The organism is Caulobacter sp. Root343, assembly GCF_001425745.1.
Lineage (GTDB): Bacteria > Pseudomonadota > Alphaproteobacteria > Caulobacterales > Caulobacteraceae > Caulobacter.
The window spans coordinates 967291-981525 of the sequence record NZ_LMDF01000007.1; the positions used below are offsets into that span (position 1 = coordinate 967291).

General features: G+C 66.4%; 7 protein-coding genes and 1 pseudogene. 4 read left to right on the plus strand and 4 right to left on the minus strand.

Features of this window, described 5'->3' with window-relative positions; all coding sequences use genetic code 11:
* Positions 1–18 precede the first annotated feature (18 nt).
* Positions 19–2595, minus strand: a pseudogene (locus tag ASC70_RS17005) (TonB-dependent receptor); the annotation flags it as partial.
* A gap of 504 nt (positions 2596–3099) precedes the next feature.
* Here ASC70_RS17005 and ASC70_RS17015 point away from each other — a divergent pair.
* Positions 3100–3606: a CYTH domain-containing protein gene (locus tag ASC70_RS17015; RefSeq protein WP_056052185.1), complete on the plus strand. Its 507-nt coding sequence runs from the start codon at positions 3100–3102 to the stop codon at positions 3604–3606.
* Between the two features lie 240 nt (positions 3607–3846).
* Here the strand turns inward: ASC70_RS17015 and ASC70_RS17020 are convergent, their stop codons facing one another.
* The 3 genes from ASC70_RS17020 to ASC70_RS17030 all read right to left on the minus strand — a co-directional run bounded on the left by ASC70_RS17020 (position 3847) and on the right by ASC70_RS17030 (position 9360).
* Complete coding sequence (locus ASC70_RS17020) at positions 3847–5277, minus strand: alkaline phosphatase (protein ID WP_082539763.1); 1431 nt, start codon at positions 5275–5277, stop codon at positions 3847–3849.
* A gap of 109 nt (positions 5278–5386) precedes the next feature.
* Positions 5387–6892, minus strand: a complete 1506-nt coding sequence (locus tag ASC70_RS17025) for an esterase-like activity of phytase family protein (RefSeq protein WP_056052191.1) — start codon at positions 6890–6892, stop codon at positions 5387–5389.
* 74 nt (positions 6893–6966) lie between these two features.
* A complete protein-coding gene (locus ASC70_RS17030) occupies positions 6967–9360 on the minus strand; it encodes a TonB-dependent receptor (RefSeq protein ID WP_056052194.1) in 2394 nt (797 codons plus the stop codon).
* A gap of 429 nt (positions 9361–9789) precedes the next feature.
* On the opposite strand from ASC70_RS17030, the gene ASC70_RS17035 reads away from it, so the two are divergent.
* The 3 genes from ASC70_RS17035 to ASC70_RS17045 are packed head-to-tail and all read left to right on the plus strand — an operon-like array spanning position 9790 to position 14205.
* Positions 9790–12645 carry a TonB-dependent receptor gene (locus ASC70_RS17035; RefSeq protein ID WP_056052198.1) on the plus strand — a complete coding sequence of 952 codons (2856 nt, stop codon included), beginning with the start codon at positions 9790–9792 and terminating at the stop codon, positions 12643–12645.
* Complete coding sequence (locus ASC70_RS17040) at positions 12633–13217, plus strand: RNA polymerase sigma factor (protein WP_056052201.1); 585 nt, start codon at positions 12633–12635, stop codon at positions 13215–13217. The genes ASC70_RS17035 and ASC70_RS17040 overlap by 13 nt, the downstream gene beginning before the upstream one ends.
* Positions 13207–14205 (plus strand): FecR family protein, encoded by a 999-nt coding sequence (locus tag ASC70_RS17045; RefSeq protein WP_056052204.1) that lies wholly within the window; start codon positions 13207–13209, stop codon positions 14203–14205. Before ASC70_RS17040 ends, ASC70_RS17045 begins: the two co-directional genes overlap by 11 nt.
* Positions 14206–14235 lie beyond the last annotated feature (30 nt).

A 14235-nucleotide genomic window follows, 5' to 3' on the forward strand; every position in this document is an offset into this window, starting at 1 on the left:
CGTTCTCCGTCCCCGGCCTTAGAAGTTCACGGCCGCGCCGACCCAGTAGGTGCGGCCGTAATTGGCCCATTCCTGCAGGTAGCGGCGGCCGGGGCCAGTCACTTCCTGGCGGCCGGTGTTGGACAGGTTCTGCCCTTCGACGAAGATCGTGAAGTGATTGGCGAAGCGCCAGGACAGGCTGGCGTCGAACACGTGGCGGCCCTTCCAGTACTGGTCGGAATTGGCGTTGGCGTCGTTGATCGTCTCCAGCTGGCCGCCGATGTAGTTGTGCGACACCCGGGCCTCCAGCGGTCCGCGCTGATAGTAGATCGACGCATTGGTGGTCAGGTCCGGTTGCTGGAACAGACCAGTGGTGCGAGGACCGGTCGAGGTCAGGAAGGTGAACTCGGTGTCCAGCACGGTGATGTTGCCGTTGAAGCCGAACCCGTCGAACGGCGCGGGCAGGAAGGTGAAGGCCTGCTGGACCGCGAACTCCAATCCGCCGATCTTGGCGGTCTCGGCGTTGCGCGGCGTGGACACCAGCACCGGCTCGACGCCGCGACCCACATTGAGGTTCTCGGTCGAGCTCAGCGTGAAGATCTCATTCTTGATGCTCTTGCTGAACACCGCCAGCGAGACCATGCCGTCGCGCGGATAGAACTCGACCGACAGGTCGAAGCCCCCGCTCTCGCGCGCCTTGAGGTTCGGATTGCCGCGGGACAGGGTCGGTTGGCTGCCGTCGAAGTTCAGGCCTTCGGTGGCGGCCAGTGAATTGTAGTCGGGGCGGCCGATGGTGTTGGTCCAGGCAGCGCGGATGATCCAGTTCTCGGCCGGCTTCCACTGCAGGTGAGCGCTAGGCAACCAGTTGCCGTAGGACCCTGAATTGCTGGTCGGGGTCAGGACGCCGCCGGTGTTGCGGATCGCGTCGGACCCCACCTTGGTCTTCTCGTAGCGCAGGCCGCCCAGCAGGGTCAGGTCGCCGAACTGGTAGCTGGCCTGGGCGTAGCCGGCATAGATGTCCTCGGTGACGCCGTAGTTGCCGGTCGGCGCGGTGATCGTCTCGGTGAACTTGGCGCGGTTGGTCCGGAAGAAGTCCATGGCCTGCTGGGCGCCGATGCGCGGGGACAGCAGGTAGCGGCCGGCGATCAGCTCGCTGGGACCCGCCACATCGACCTCGTCCAGGGTGTAGGTGAAGCCGGTTCCCGCCCGGTAATTGACTTGGCTGCTCTTGAAATCGCGCTCGCTGGAGCGCAGTACGCCGCCGATCTTGGCCTTCCAGCCGTGATCGCCGGCCCCGTCGTCGAAGGCCAGGTTGAAGCGGGCCTGGCTGGTCTTCTCGTCGGTCTTGGTCAGGGCGATGCGATGCTGTTGCAGCACGTAGTTGGCGGGGTTGCGCAAGGCGGCGTTGTTGACCGGCCTGAAGACCGGGAACAGCGGGTTGGTGGTGTCGTAGGTGAAGGCGTAGTTGGCGCCGGCCGCGTCGACGGTGCGAAACTCCACCGACTCGTTGGGCACTTCCAGGCCCGCTTGCGAATAGACCAGGTCGCCGTCGGCCTTCCACTGCGGGGCGAACTGCCAGGCGAAGCTGGTGCGGGCCAAGCCGATCTCGCGCTTGGTGATCGGCTGGTTCAGCTGGATGATACCCCGGCCGCGCGCGAAGGCGCCGCTGGTCGGGGTTTGGCTGGCGACGTTGCCCAAGGGCTCGATGCGGTACTCGATCCGCTCCTCGTCGTCCTCCATGCGGGCGAACAGGCCCGAGGCCTCCCAGCGGAAGTCGTCGGTGGGGCGATACTCGATCTTGCCGTTCACGCCGCTGCGTTGCTTGGTGTTGTTGTACCAGAACAGGCGCAGTTGGGTCGGCACCTGGATGCCGTTGCCCGCCGCCGAGCCCGACGGGACCGGCGCGCCGAGGGCGTTGTATTCGCGCACCGACGGGTCGGCGGCTTCCACCTGCGGGATGTCGTAGTCCAGCTGCTCGTGCGAGGCGCCGATCACCACGCCCCATTGATCCTGATCGCCGAAGGTGGCGCCGGTCGCGAAGGCCAGGCGGTAGGACGGCTTGTCGTTGCGCACGCCGCCGCTGCGCTCGTAGTCGCCGTATGAGGCCATGCCGTTGAAGAACGGCTTCTTGGCGTCGAAGGCGCTGCGGGTGGTGACGTTGATGACGCCACCGATGGCGTTGCCGTCGTTCTCGGGCGTCACGGTCTTGATGACTTCCAGACGACCGGCCATCACCGAGGGCACGATGTCCATCGGCACGGTGCGGCCGCTCTCGTCGACCGAGGCCACCAAGGCGCCGTCGACGGTGGTGCGGTTATAGGTCGAACGCAGGCCGCGAATGACTGGGAAGCGCGGCTCGCCCTGGTCTTCCATCACCGAAATGCCGGGAATGCGGCGCAGGGCGGCGGCGGTGTTGTGGTCGGGCAGCTTGCCGATGTCGTCAGCCGAGACGACGTCGGAGACGGCGAAGGCCTCGCGCTTGACGGCGATGGCGGCGCGCTGCGCCTCGCGCTGGCCGGTCACGACCACTGCCTCGACAGCCGTCGCATCGGCCTCTTGCGCCTCCGCAAGCATGGGCGTCGAAAAGCTGGCGCTGGCCATCAGGCCGATGGAAAGTCTGCGCATGATCACCGGCTCGAGCATCCTGTCCCCCTGACGTGTGACACAGGCGCTTAGGCTGGAGTGGTGACGGGCGCGCTACAGCTGGATGGCGCGTGGAAGACCGCAAGATGACGTTCGGGTGACAGCTAACCTCAAGCCCCGCTCAACATTTGAGCCCTCGCCTGGAACAGCAGACGCTGAAACTCGCGCTACCGCTCACGCTGGCCATGCATCCGAGGTCTTGTTAGGATCGCATTCCCGTCCAAGCCCCATGTTTCCGGAGATCCCCATGAGCGTGAGCCTGGTCCGGATCCTCATGCCGCTTGGAACGGCCTCGAACCCTCCTTCTTTCGCCCCTGTTCTCGCCTTCGATCTAGGCGAAGATCGGTATCGCGTCCTAGGCCGGCAGCCAGGCTGCGAGCTCTGGCGCTGGCCGCCCGACAGCATCGTGGCCTGCCGGAACACCAACGACGGCGCCGTGGCGGTCGCGCACGTGCGACACTAGCGACAGGAACGGTGATGGGCTTCGAAATCGAACGCAAGTTCCTGGTGATCAGCGAGGCCTGGCGCGAACATGCGGCGGTTGGGCGAAAGATCCGGCAGGGCTATCTGGCGCGCGACGCCAACACCGTGCGGGTGCGGCGCACCGAGGATCACGCTGTCTTGACCGTCAAGGGACCTCGGTCCGGCGTGTCTCGCCGCGAACACGAATACGAAATCCCCCTCGCCGAGGCCGACCAACTGCTGGCTCACCTCTGCCTCAAGCCGCTCATCGACAAGACCCGGTTTGAGGTCGTCGTCGGCGATCACGTCTGGGAAATCGACGTGTATGGCGGCGTCAATCACGGCCTCATCCTGGCGGAAATCGAGTTGGACGCCGAGGACGAGCATTTCGCGCGCCCCACCTGGCTGGGCGCGGAGGTGTCAGGCGATCCACGCTACGGGTTCCAGGGTCTGAGCCGGTCCGGTTCCCAAGCGGACGCCCTAGGCGAGGGTGTCCGATCCTTCGCTCCCGCACCCCTGTAGAGACCTTTGTCGGTGTCGGGGCGCCGATCGCCTCGCGACGCAGGGATTATCGCGTCCATCTCTTATGCACCGGGCGAGGATCCAAATCGCCTCACTAGGATTGGCCGGTCGGCGCTCGTTCCAGACGTTGGCGGTCTGCGGGAAGCGCCCTCGCCGCCAAAGCGGGTGATGATTTGGGCAAGATGAGGCGTGCTTTAGTCGCCATGAAGCAAAACCTGGCCGACGAACACCGCCAAGATTTCAGGGCCGAGCGGATCCAAAGTAGTCCTGACCACGACCCGCCGCGGCCCAGCGACGCGACGAAATGGCGTCAAGCTTGCCTGGCCATGACTTGACGCCAGGGTGCAGTTCTGAGGCCTTGACGACGACTGCAGGCCAGGCAGCCTGCCCACCTTCGTCCCGCAATTCGAAGCGGACGGTCGGATCCGGCAAGGTCATGTCGAAATCGACGACGCCGAAGTTCACGTCGGCGGAAAACGCCTGTCGGACCCGCATGACCGGCCGGCCGGTCAGGTAGAGATCGACCGTGTCCTGGGCCAGGGGCGAACTGACGAACTCATAGAGGTCGTAGCCGCCGCGCTCCGACCAGGGCAGGCAGTTCATCTCGCCGAAATGGGTGTCGCCCGACAGCAGCACGACCCCCGCGACGTCCGCCGCCATGACCGCGTCGAAGATCGCATCGCGCTCGTGGGTGAACGAGGCCCAGGAGTCCGCCCCCTCGACCTTGCCGTCATTCCAGCCCGATCCGGAGACCAGGACCTTGAACGGCGCCTGGCTGGCCTTCAACCCCGACAGTAGCCAGTCGCGCTGGACGGCGCCGAGCATGGTCTTGCCCGCGATATTCGGATCTTGGTTCGGGTCGCGGTAGTAGCGCACGTCAAGGAAGAAGAAGTCGACACCGCCCTGCGACCATTGAAAGAAGGCGCCGGGCGCTTCCGGCAGGCCGGCGGCGGGATTGGGCCAATAGCGTCGGAAGGTCTCCAGGGCGGCGACCTTGCCAGGATGCCGGCGATCCTGGTCGTTGAGGCCGTAGTCGTGGTCGTCCCAGATGCAGAACTGAGGGGTCTCGGCCATGAACCGGCGGATTTCCGGCAGGTCACGCTGGCGGCGATACTCCTCGGCCAGGATATGCGGGTCCAGGCTGTCGGCGTAGACGGCGTCGCCGGCCCAGATGAACAGATCCGGCCGCGCGGTTTCCACGGCGCGCCAGATCGGCTGCACGGGATAGCGCGCGCGGCGGGCGCAGGACCCGAACGCCAGACGAAAACGCGCTGGAGCTCCGGCCGGCGTGGTGAGCCGATAAGGCTCCAGGCCTTGGTCGTCGGGATTGATCTTGCCGTCGACCAGGACACGATAGGCGTAAGTCCGACCTGGCTTCAGGCCTTCGAGGCGGTGGACCTGGACGAAATCCTCGGCGGCGTCAGCCAACTGAACCGTCGTGCGCCGAGGATCGGGGAACAGCGGATCGAGATCGAATTCGACGCAGACCGGCCAGGCGCCGCTGCTACGGGTCCAGACGGCGGCGCTTTCGGTGGCGCACCAGCCCAGCACCGGCCCCTGCATCAGCCGTTTGATGCCGACCCAATCGAGATTGGATTGCGCCAAGGCCAGACCGGGCGTCGCCGCAGCAAGACCGGTTCCGATCAGAGTTCGACGATCGAGGAGCGGCATGGTGATCCCGGCCTTGAAATGAGTTGCGCCGCCGCCGTGGCTCGTCGCGGCCTTGAACCCTGCGGCGATATACGACCTTTGGCCCGATGTTTCGAAGGTGATGAGCGCCTTAGAAGGTTGCCCTTGGCCTTGCTCCGGCGGGCATGGTCAACCGATAGACCAAGATCACGCTGTCATTGTCGCCGACTCCGCCGGGCCCGCTGAGGCGAGCGTCGAACGTTTGGCCGTTGACCCGTCCGGCGGCCGTCAGGAAGTCATTGTCGTTGCCGACCAGCAGGAACACGTCATTGGGCGCGGTCTTGTCCATCGCCGGAGCCAGAGCCATGGCCTCCCACTTCTCCGACAAGCTGAAACGATCGGACGGGGCGGTCGATAAGTTCATGCCGAACTTGGCCAGCTGAATGGGATTTAGCAGGTTCAACAGCTCGGTCTGCTTGGCCGGCTCTAGCCCTGGGACCAGGACGCCGTCGCGGGCGATCGCCTCGGCGTCCTGCTCGTAGGGCGTGCCCGCCAAGTTGGTCGCGCCGTCGGTGTCGACCAGCAGCACGCTCTTGAAGACCGGCGACTTGGTCGAACCCTTGCCCCGGCCATTGGCGTCGCGGGCCAGCACCAGGAACTGGTGGTCGTTCAGCGCCAGCATTTCCGACTGAGCAGCGGTGACGTCGGCGGCCCGGCCATCGCCGTTTTCGCGCACGGTCGGTAGCTGCAGCGCGTAGTGGCCGATCGGCGTCTTGGGCGTGCGGGTTTTGGAGATGTCGTAGACCAGGATGCGGGTGTTGTTGCGCGTGGCGGCGTTCGAGCCCGCCGTGTCCTGCACCGTCGCACTTTGCAGGATGGCGACCAGCCGCTTGCCGTCGGGCGTTACCGCCAGCGCTTCCAGGCCCTGGTTGTTACGCCGGCCGGCGTCGGGCGCCACCTCCGCGGTGAAGTCCAGCTGGCCTTTGTGCATTGGCAGCAGGGCCGGCACGGCCTGGATCGCGCCGATCTGCTTTCCAGTGCGGTCGAACAGATAGATGCCGGCCGCGTACTCATCGGAGACATAGAAGCCGCCGTCCGGCAGATAGGTCACCGCCTCGGAATCGAGACTGATCCTGCCAGCGCCCTCGCCGGTCGCCGGCGAGGGGTAGCGTATCCCGTCGCGGGTCAGCACGTTGGCGCCAGGATCCTTGCCGGTGAACGGTTGGCCTGTCTGGTCCTTTAACAGAAAGCCGCCGGTCGGCGAGATCGTCAGCTTGCCGCCGGCCAGGGTCAGGCGGTGCGCATGCAGGCGGTTGGCGTAGTCGACCGTGCCGGCCACGGAGCCGACGCCGTTGGGCCCACGGTCCGGCAGGGTGAGCAGCTCTCCCTCGTAGCTCCCGTTCGTCAAGCGGCGCCAGGACCGCAGGGCCATGCCCGAGAACGAGCCCAGGGTATCGCCCTTGAAGTCCCGCGTCGCCGCGTCGAGTCGACCGACGGCGACCAGACCGTGGTTGACGAAGGTCTGGCCCTGGAACGCGACGGTCTCCTCGCCAGCGGCCTCGCTCCAGTGACGGGCGACATAGGTCTGGGACTGGGCGCGAGCGCCGCCACCGGCGAGCGTCGCGGCGGCGAGAGCGAGTAGGATCGAGCGGCGCATGAGGATCTCCTGAACGAAGACTGGCGGACGGCCCTGGGGCCGCCCGCCGGCGCGAGGTTTCGGTCGGGTCCGGCCTAGAAGCGGTAGCGGACGGTGGCGCCGATCGTCCGCGGATTGCCAGGATAGCCTTGTATGATGCCGGTCGACTTCGTCAGGCCCAGCAGGTTGATGTAGTAAGCCTTGTCGGCCAGGTTCTCGGCCCAGACCTGCAGGTCGAGGCTGTCGTCCATGAACAGGGTGCCGATCCGCAGGTTGGCCAGGGCGTAGCTCTTGATCTGCGCCGCCGGGTCCAGGGTGATCGTGGTGTTCTGGGTCGAGCGCCAATTGGCGTCGAAGGTCATGTAGCTGGTCGTGCCCGACACGAACGAGTGCTCGTAGTTCACCGTGACGCTGCTGGTCCATTTCGGGGCCCAGGCGACCTGGCGGCCGGTCAGGTCGCAGGTCAGGGCCGTCGACTGGGCCGGACAGACCGAGTTGTGGAAGCTCTTGTAGGTGGCCTCATTATAGCCGAGCAGGCCCTTGACGCGCAGCTCGCCCAGGCGCGCCTCGCTCTCGACCTCGACGCCGCGCGAACGCAGCGAACCGACATTGGCCAGGAAGCGCACGGCGGTGTTGCCGACGCCGATCGCCTGGTTGGCCTGATAGTCCTTCACCTCGGTGTTGAACGCCGTGACGTTCAGCAGCAGGCGGCGGTCGAACCACTCGCTCTTGAAGCCGGCTTCGACATTGTCAGAGGTCTCGCCATCGACGTCCTGCTTGGCGCCGTAGATGGCGGTGGCCGGATCGAAAGGCAGCAGGTTGAAGCCGGCCGACTTGTGGCCGCGCGCCGCCGTGACATAGGCCATGAAATCGGTGGTCGGGCGATAGCTGACGCCGACCTGCCCGGACAGCGACTTGTCCTTCAGGGCGTCGGTCGCGCGGCCCAGCTGGGCGTTGGCGCCGGCGGCCGACATGGCCGTAACCTGGGCCTGGGTCAGATTGCCGAGGTTGCTCTCGACCCAGCCCGTATAGGCGTAGTCGCGGTCTTCCCAGGTCTGGCGCAAACCCAGGTTGATCGCCCACTTCCGGTCGGCGTCCGGATGCCAGACGACGTTGCCGAACAGGGCGGCGGTGTCGGTGTGGAAGCTGGCGTACGAGCGCATGCCGAAGCCGGCGACCGCCGAGGCATAGGCGCCCTGGGCCCAGGTCTTGCCGGCCAGGGTCGGGAAGGCCGCAGCCGAGGGATTGGCGGCCCAGATGTTGTACTGGTCGCCGAAGCGGATGCGCGAGTTCACGCCGAGGTACTGCGTCGAGAGGAACGTGCCGAGCACCGCCTCAACCGGCTTGTCCTTGACCGAGGCCCAGCGCAGCTCCTGCGAGTACTGGCGCTCGACGTTGCACGAGCCGTAGTCGGGGATGGCGTTCAGTTGGGTGTAGTCGTTGTCGTTGTTGGTGAAGCAGGTCCAGTTCTGGAAGGCGCTGATCGAGGTGATCGTCCCCTTCTCGCCCAAGTCCCAGTTCAGCTCGCCGCTGACCAGGTTGGCGTGGGTGGTCGCCGTCAGCGGAGCGTCGATATTGACCTCGCGCTTCTCGGCGTCGCTGACCAACAGGGTGTAGCCGGCGGCGGCCATGCGGGCCTGCAGAGCGGCGGGGTTGTAGACCCCCAGAGTCACAGGGCCGATCGAGTTGAAGTTCTGCTCGGTGTGCTGGGCGATCAGGCGGAAGGTGACGTCGTCGCCGACCTTGGCCAGGAACTGGGCGCGCACGCCTTCGCTCTGGCGGGCGTTGGCGGCCGGGCCGCCGGCGCGGTTGGGATAGTTGCCGTCCTTGTCGGTGTAGAAGGCCGAGACGCGCGCAGCCAGCTTGCCGTCCATCAGCGGGCCGGAGACGCTGGCCTTGACCTGACGCAGGTTGTCCTCGCCGAAGGTCACCTCGGCCGAGCCTTCTGGCGTGAAGGTCGGGAGCTTGGAGTTGATGATCACGGCCCCGGCCGTGGTGTTCTTGCCAAACAGCGTGCCCTGCGGTCCGCGGAGCAGTTCGATGTCGGCGATGTCGCTGAAGTCGCCGCTGACCATGCCCTGACGGCCGGTATAGACGCCGTCGACGAAGATGCCGACCGAGCCGTCGATGCCGTCGGTGTTGAAGCCGTTGTTGCCGATGCCCCGGATACCCAGGTTCTGCTGCTTCGGATTGGTCAGATAGACCGAGAAGGCCGGGAACTTGTACTGGAAGTTGGTGAAGTTCATCAGGTTCTGGCGCTGGATCTCGCCCGCCGAGATCACCGTCACCGGCGTCGGGACGGTCTGGACGTTCTCCGAGCGCTTGCGGGCGGTGACCATCACCTCTTCCAGGCGGTCGCCGTCGGCGGTCGCCGCGTCGGCCCCGGCCGGTTCGGCGGCGTAGGCGTGACCGGCGCCGATCAGCACAGTCGTGGAGAACAGCAGCGCGAGGCCGCGCCGACCGTTCCGGCTTTGATTCTTTATCGTCACGAGAAATCCCCAAGCATTACATCTCGGACCGAAGACAACGCGTCGTTGCCGCCCGTTCGAACAGCATTCAGACGTGAAGAGTCGGGCGGATTTTCACCCGATTGCTTCAGCATCCTGTTTTCGAAATGATTTCGAGGACTCTCATCCTCGTCGTCGCCCCGCCGTCCTTATGTATTTATTGCGTAGGTTTCGTGACGCCTTGCGTGCCTGACAATGACCGCGCCGCGCGCTCGGCCGTCAGCTCCGCCGTCTTGCCGCGTCATGGCTCAAACAGCTAAATCGCCGCCGGATGCGGACGTTGAGATCGCTCCAATTCGGCGACGTTTCGCATCTCGATAGAGGCGTGATGTCGTCAATCCGTCATCCAAGCCGATTAGTCCACGGCAGGATCGGTTCGCGTCGGCGAAACCGGAGATCCTCGCGCGCAGCATGCCACGCAAAATCGATTGTCGGACCGTGCTGCTCACGATCACGGCGACCGCGGCGGCGTCGCTCGTGCCGCGAGCCCACGCACAAGTTCGCCAGGATTTGGGCCAGGCGCTGACCAAACTGGCAATCGAACGTGACGTACAGATCGTCTTTCAGCCCCGCTTCGTCAGTGGCCGCCTCGCCGGGCTGGCTCCCCATGGGGCCAGCTTGGATCAAACCCTGGCCGCCCTGGTCGCCGGCCAGGGTTTGGTTGTCCGCAAGCTTGGACCGGGTCTCTATTCGCTGGAGGCGGCTCCGGCGCGGGTCCCGCTCCGATTGGGCCCAGAAAACGACGAAGCCGCGTCGCTCGATCCAGTTGTCGTCACCGCGCCGTACGCCGCCAGCCTGGGCCGAGCCCTCATGCTCAAGCGGCGGGCGCCCTATGGCATGGACGCCGTCAGCGCCGAAGACATCGCCCGGCTGCCCGCGGTCAACGCCGCCGAAGCATTGCAACTCGCCCCTGGCGTCAGCCTGGAACGTCATCGCGGGATCGGGCTCTATGTCAGCGTCCGAGGCCTGGGGCCGCAATTCCAGAACGTGCTGCTCAACGGCCGGTCGGTGGCGATGAACGACCTGGTCGAGAACGGCGGCTTTCGCGGCAGGCAGTTTCGCTTCGAGATGCTGCCGGCCGACGCCATCGAACGCATCGAAGTGGCCAAGACCACCACGGCCGACATGGATGAAGGCGCGCTGGGCGGCAACATCGACGTGCGCACCTTCAAGCCGCTTGAGCAGTCGCGTCGCGCCGCCATCTCGATCCGCGGCTCGCGGGGCCAGAGCGGCAAGGTCGATCCCGCCGTCTCCGGCGTCTGGAGTTGGATCAACGATGGCGGCAGCCTGGGCCTGCTGGCCGCGGGCGTAACCGACCGCCGGCGCGTCCGCAACGACCGGCTCTACCAGACGGGTTGGAACCTCGATCGTTTCAAGTCGGTTCTGGGACCGGGGCTGTATACGCCCACACGCACCCGACCGACCGTCGAGTTGGAGGATCGCCGCCTGGCGTCGGCCGATTTCGCGCTGCAGTGGCGACCGTCCGCCGCTTGGCGATCCGACATAGACCTGCTGCTGACCCGGCTGGACGCCCACTACGACGAGTTCGGCCTCGACATCTATCCCGACGATCCCACGTTTTCGGCGCCGAGCTTCGTTCCGGGAACCCAGATCATCGTCGGCGACACCGTGCGGGCCGGAACCATCGACAACGTGCGATGGATGGCCTCTCGCGAAACCAGCCTGAACCGACACGACCTGGCCGCCTTCGGCGCGCACCAGCACTGGAGCGACGGGTCGTGGTCGGTCGAGGCCGACTACGCCTATTCGCGCGCTCGCAGCTATCATCCCGACGGCCAAGGTACGGTGCGCGCCCGGGCGGCGTTCTTCGCGCCGCTCAGCTTCGACTTCGGCCAAGGCCGGGGCGCGGGCCCGGCCCTGATGACGCCGATCAACTACGCTGATCCCGGCCAATTTGTCGGCCAAGCCTTCGACTACACTTGGAAAGATTCGCGCGACACCGACGAAGCGATCAAGCTCGACGCCTCGCGAACCTTCGACGGTCCTTTGGGCAAGCTGAGCGCCGGCCTCGAGCGGCGGCGCCGGGTGCGGGACTATCGCCGCCGCGATTGGATTCTGGATACGGTGGTCGGCGCCCCCCTGACCACCCTGGGCGCTAAATCCTATGGACTAACCCCCTTCTCGAACTTCTTGGCCGGGACCAACGGCGATCTCCCACGCCGTTGGGTGGCGCCTGACGCGCGCGCTTTTTATGGGCGGCTCTTCACCCCCGAGATCGCCGCCCAGCCGCCGTCGACTTCAGATCTTCGCAATTCCTTCGTGGTCGAGGAGAAGATCCGCTCGGCCTATGTCCGCGCCGATTTCGCGGGCGCGTGGTTCGGACGCGCCGTCGACGGCGACATGGGCGTGCGCTACGCCCATACCGATCAAGTCTCCGCGGGCGTGCTGTCCAGCGGGGCCATCCCAATACCCGCCGAATGGCGCAAGTCCTATGGCGACTGGCTGCCCAGCGCCAACCTGCGCATGACCTTGCGCCCCGACCTGCTGCTGCGTCTGGGCGCTTCGCGAGTGGTCAACCGGCCCAACGTCGTCGACAACGCTCCGCGTATCACCCTGGCCCGCGACACGCCCACGGCCAACGGCGGCAATCCCGACCTGGACCCGTTTCTGGCCACTCAGCTGGATGTCTCGCTGGAATGGTACCTGGCGTCGGGCGGCGCCCTGACCGGCGCGGTGTTCGACCGTCGGCTGGACCACTACATCACCGCTCAAAACACCTATATCCAGGTCCCCGGACGCGGCGAGGTGCTGCTGTCGACCAACGTCAACGGCGGCGACGCCCGGATCCAGGGGCTCGAGGCCGCCTACAGCCAGACGTTCAGGTCGCTCCCCGCCCCGTTCGACGGCCTGGGCGTGCAGGGATCGGTGACCCTTGTGCGCAGCAGGGCCAACTATTTCGCTGGCGATCGGGTCATCCGCAACGCCTTGCTGGGCCTGTCGCGCACAAACTACAGCCTGCTGGCCTTCTACGAGCGCGGCCGCGCTTCCGTACGCCTGGGCTATGCTTGGCGCGGTCCCTACCTGACGACGATCGGCAGCTCGGTCACCGCGCCCTCCCATACCGAAGCCTTCGGGTCGCTGGACGGCGCGGCCTCATGGCGGATCGATCGCCGGGCGATGCTGACTCTGGAAGGCGTCAACCTGACGGACGCACGCAAGTACGTCTACGGCGAGACCCGAGACCAGCCGATGGAAACCCATCACTGGGGCCGATACCTGTCCACGAGGCTGAGATGGGCGTTCTGATCTTCCCCACGCCTACGACCGAGTTCACCCCGGAGGCGCGCTCGTCAGAGACGGCGCCATCGCCGTTGGACGCGCCCGGCTTCGACGCGCTCGTCGCGCGCTATCGTCGTCCCCTGCTGAGCTTCTTTCAACGCCGCGCCGTCAGCCTCGAGGACGCCGAGGACCTGACACAGGAGGTCTTCATGCGCTTGTCGCGCCGGTTTTCTCGCCTGCACTGGGGTAATCCCGACGGCCTGATCTTCACGGTCGCCGCCAACGCCCTGGTCGACCACGAGCGCCACGAGCGATCACGGCGTCGCGGCTACCACGTCGAGGTCGATCCCGCCCTCCCCGCCGAGGAACCCTCCGCCGAGGCGGCGCTCAGCGGGCGCGAGCGCCTACGAACCCTGGTCGCGGCCCTGAATACGCTCCACCCCAACGTCAAGGCCGTATTCGTCCTCTGCCGTTTCGAAAACCTCAGCCAGGCCGAAACCGCCGCGCGTCTGGGACTGTCGGTAAGCGCGGTGGAAAAACACATGATGACGGCCATGACGCGGCTGCGTCAGGCAATCGGATCTCAGCATGACGCCTAGTGACATCGCCAGCCCGGCGCCCGGCCGCGATCCGCGCCAACTGCTCGCCGCCAGCTTGTCGCGAGCGCTTACTGAGGCCGAGCAACTCAGTCTCGACGCCTGGGCCGCCAGTTCGGCCGCCGCGCGCGAGGAAGTCGCCCAGACCCGCGAGATCTGGTTGGCCGCGGGCCTAGCTGCCGAAGATCCGGTGATCCGCCGTTTGCGACAGTCGGCGCGCCTGACCGCCCGTCTGAACCCGCCCCAACACGGGCGTAGCGCGGCGCTCGCCCGTCGCTGGCTTGTCGGGGGTCTCGGCCTGGCAGGGGCCGCAGCTCTGGTCGCGGGCGTGATGCTTGTCGATCGTCCTCGGACCGAGCGGTACGTGGCGCCCGACCACGCCGTAGCCCACTTGGCGCTGGCGGATGGCAGCCGCATCGCGCTCAGCCCTGGTGGCGTTCTGACGGTTCGGTGGTCGCGGCATGCGCGCACCGTGGACCTCGCCAAAGGCGACGCTTTCTTCGAGGTCAGCCACGACGCCCGCCGTCCGTTCACGGTCGCCGCGTCGGGCCGGACGCTGACGGTGCTGGGCACCCGCTTCAACGTCGCGGGCGGGCGACACCTAACGGTATCGTTGGTGCAAGGCTCGCTGCGCGTCGGCGCGCCGGGCGCGGTCGATATCGTGCTCAAGCCGGGCGAGCGTTATGTGGCGGCGAAGATGGGCGGCCGGGCGGAAATGGCCGATGTCGTCAGCGATGCGGCCTGGAAAGACGGGCGACTGGTGTTCGCCGACACTGGCCTGACCGAAGCAGCCGAGCGTCTGTCGCGCGCAGCCGGCCGGCGCTTCGTTCTCGCCGATCCGGCGCTGGGCGCCCTGCGGCTTTCCGGATCGATGAAGGTCGAGCGGATCGAGGACGTGCGATCCGTGCTGGAGGCCGGCTTGCCGGTGGCCACCCACCTCGCGGGTAATGGCGACATCGTCATTACGAGCGTAGACGAAACTCGTCCTTAAGCGGATAAAACTTCCGGCTTTTCAACAGGC

Excerpts from the sequence above, each read along its gene's own strand:
- ASC70_RS17015 (WP_056052185.1), top strand. The coding sequence starts at position 3,100 with ATGGGCTTCGAAATCGAACGCAAGTTCCTGGTGATCAGCGAGGCCTGG.
- ASC70_RS17020 (WP_082539763.1), bottom strand. The coding sequence starts at position 5,277 with ATGCCGCTCCTCGATCGTCGAACTCTGATCGGAACCGGTCTTGCTGCG.
- ASC70_RS17025 (WP_056052191.1), bottom strand. The coding sequence starts at position 6,892 with ATGCGCCGCTCGATCCTACTCGCTCTCGCCGCCGCGACGCTCGCCGGT.
- ASC70_RS17035 (WP_056052198.1), top strand. The coding sequence starts at position 9,790 with ATGCCACGCAAAATCGATTGTCGGACCGTGCTGCTCACGATCACGGCG.
- ASC70_RS17040 (WP_056052201.1), top strand. The coding sequence starts at position 12,633 with ATGGGCGTTCTGATCTTCCCCACGCCTACGACCGAGTTCACCCCGGAG.
- ASC70_RS17045 (WP_056052204.1), top strand. The coding sequence starts at position 13,207 with ATGACGCCTAGTGACATCGCCAGCCCGGCGCCCGGCCGCGATCCGCGC.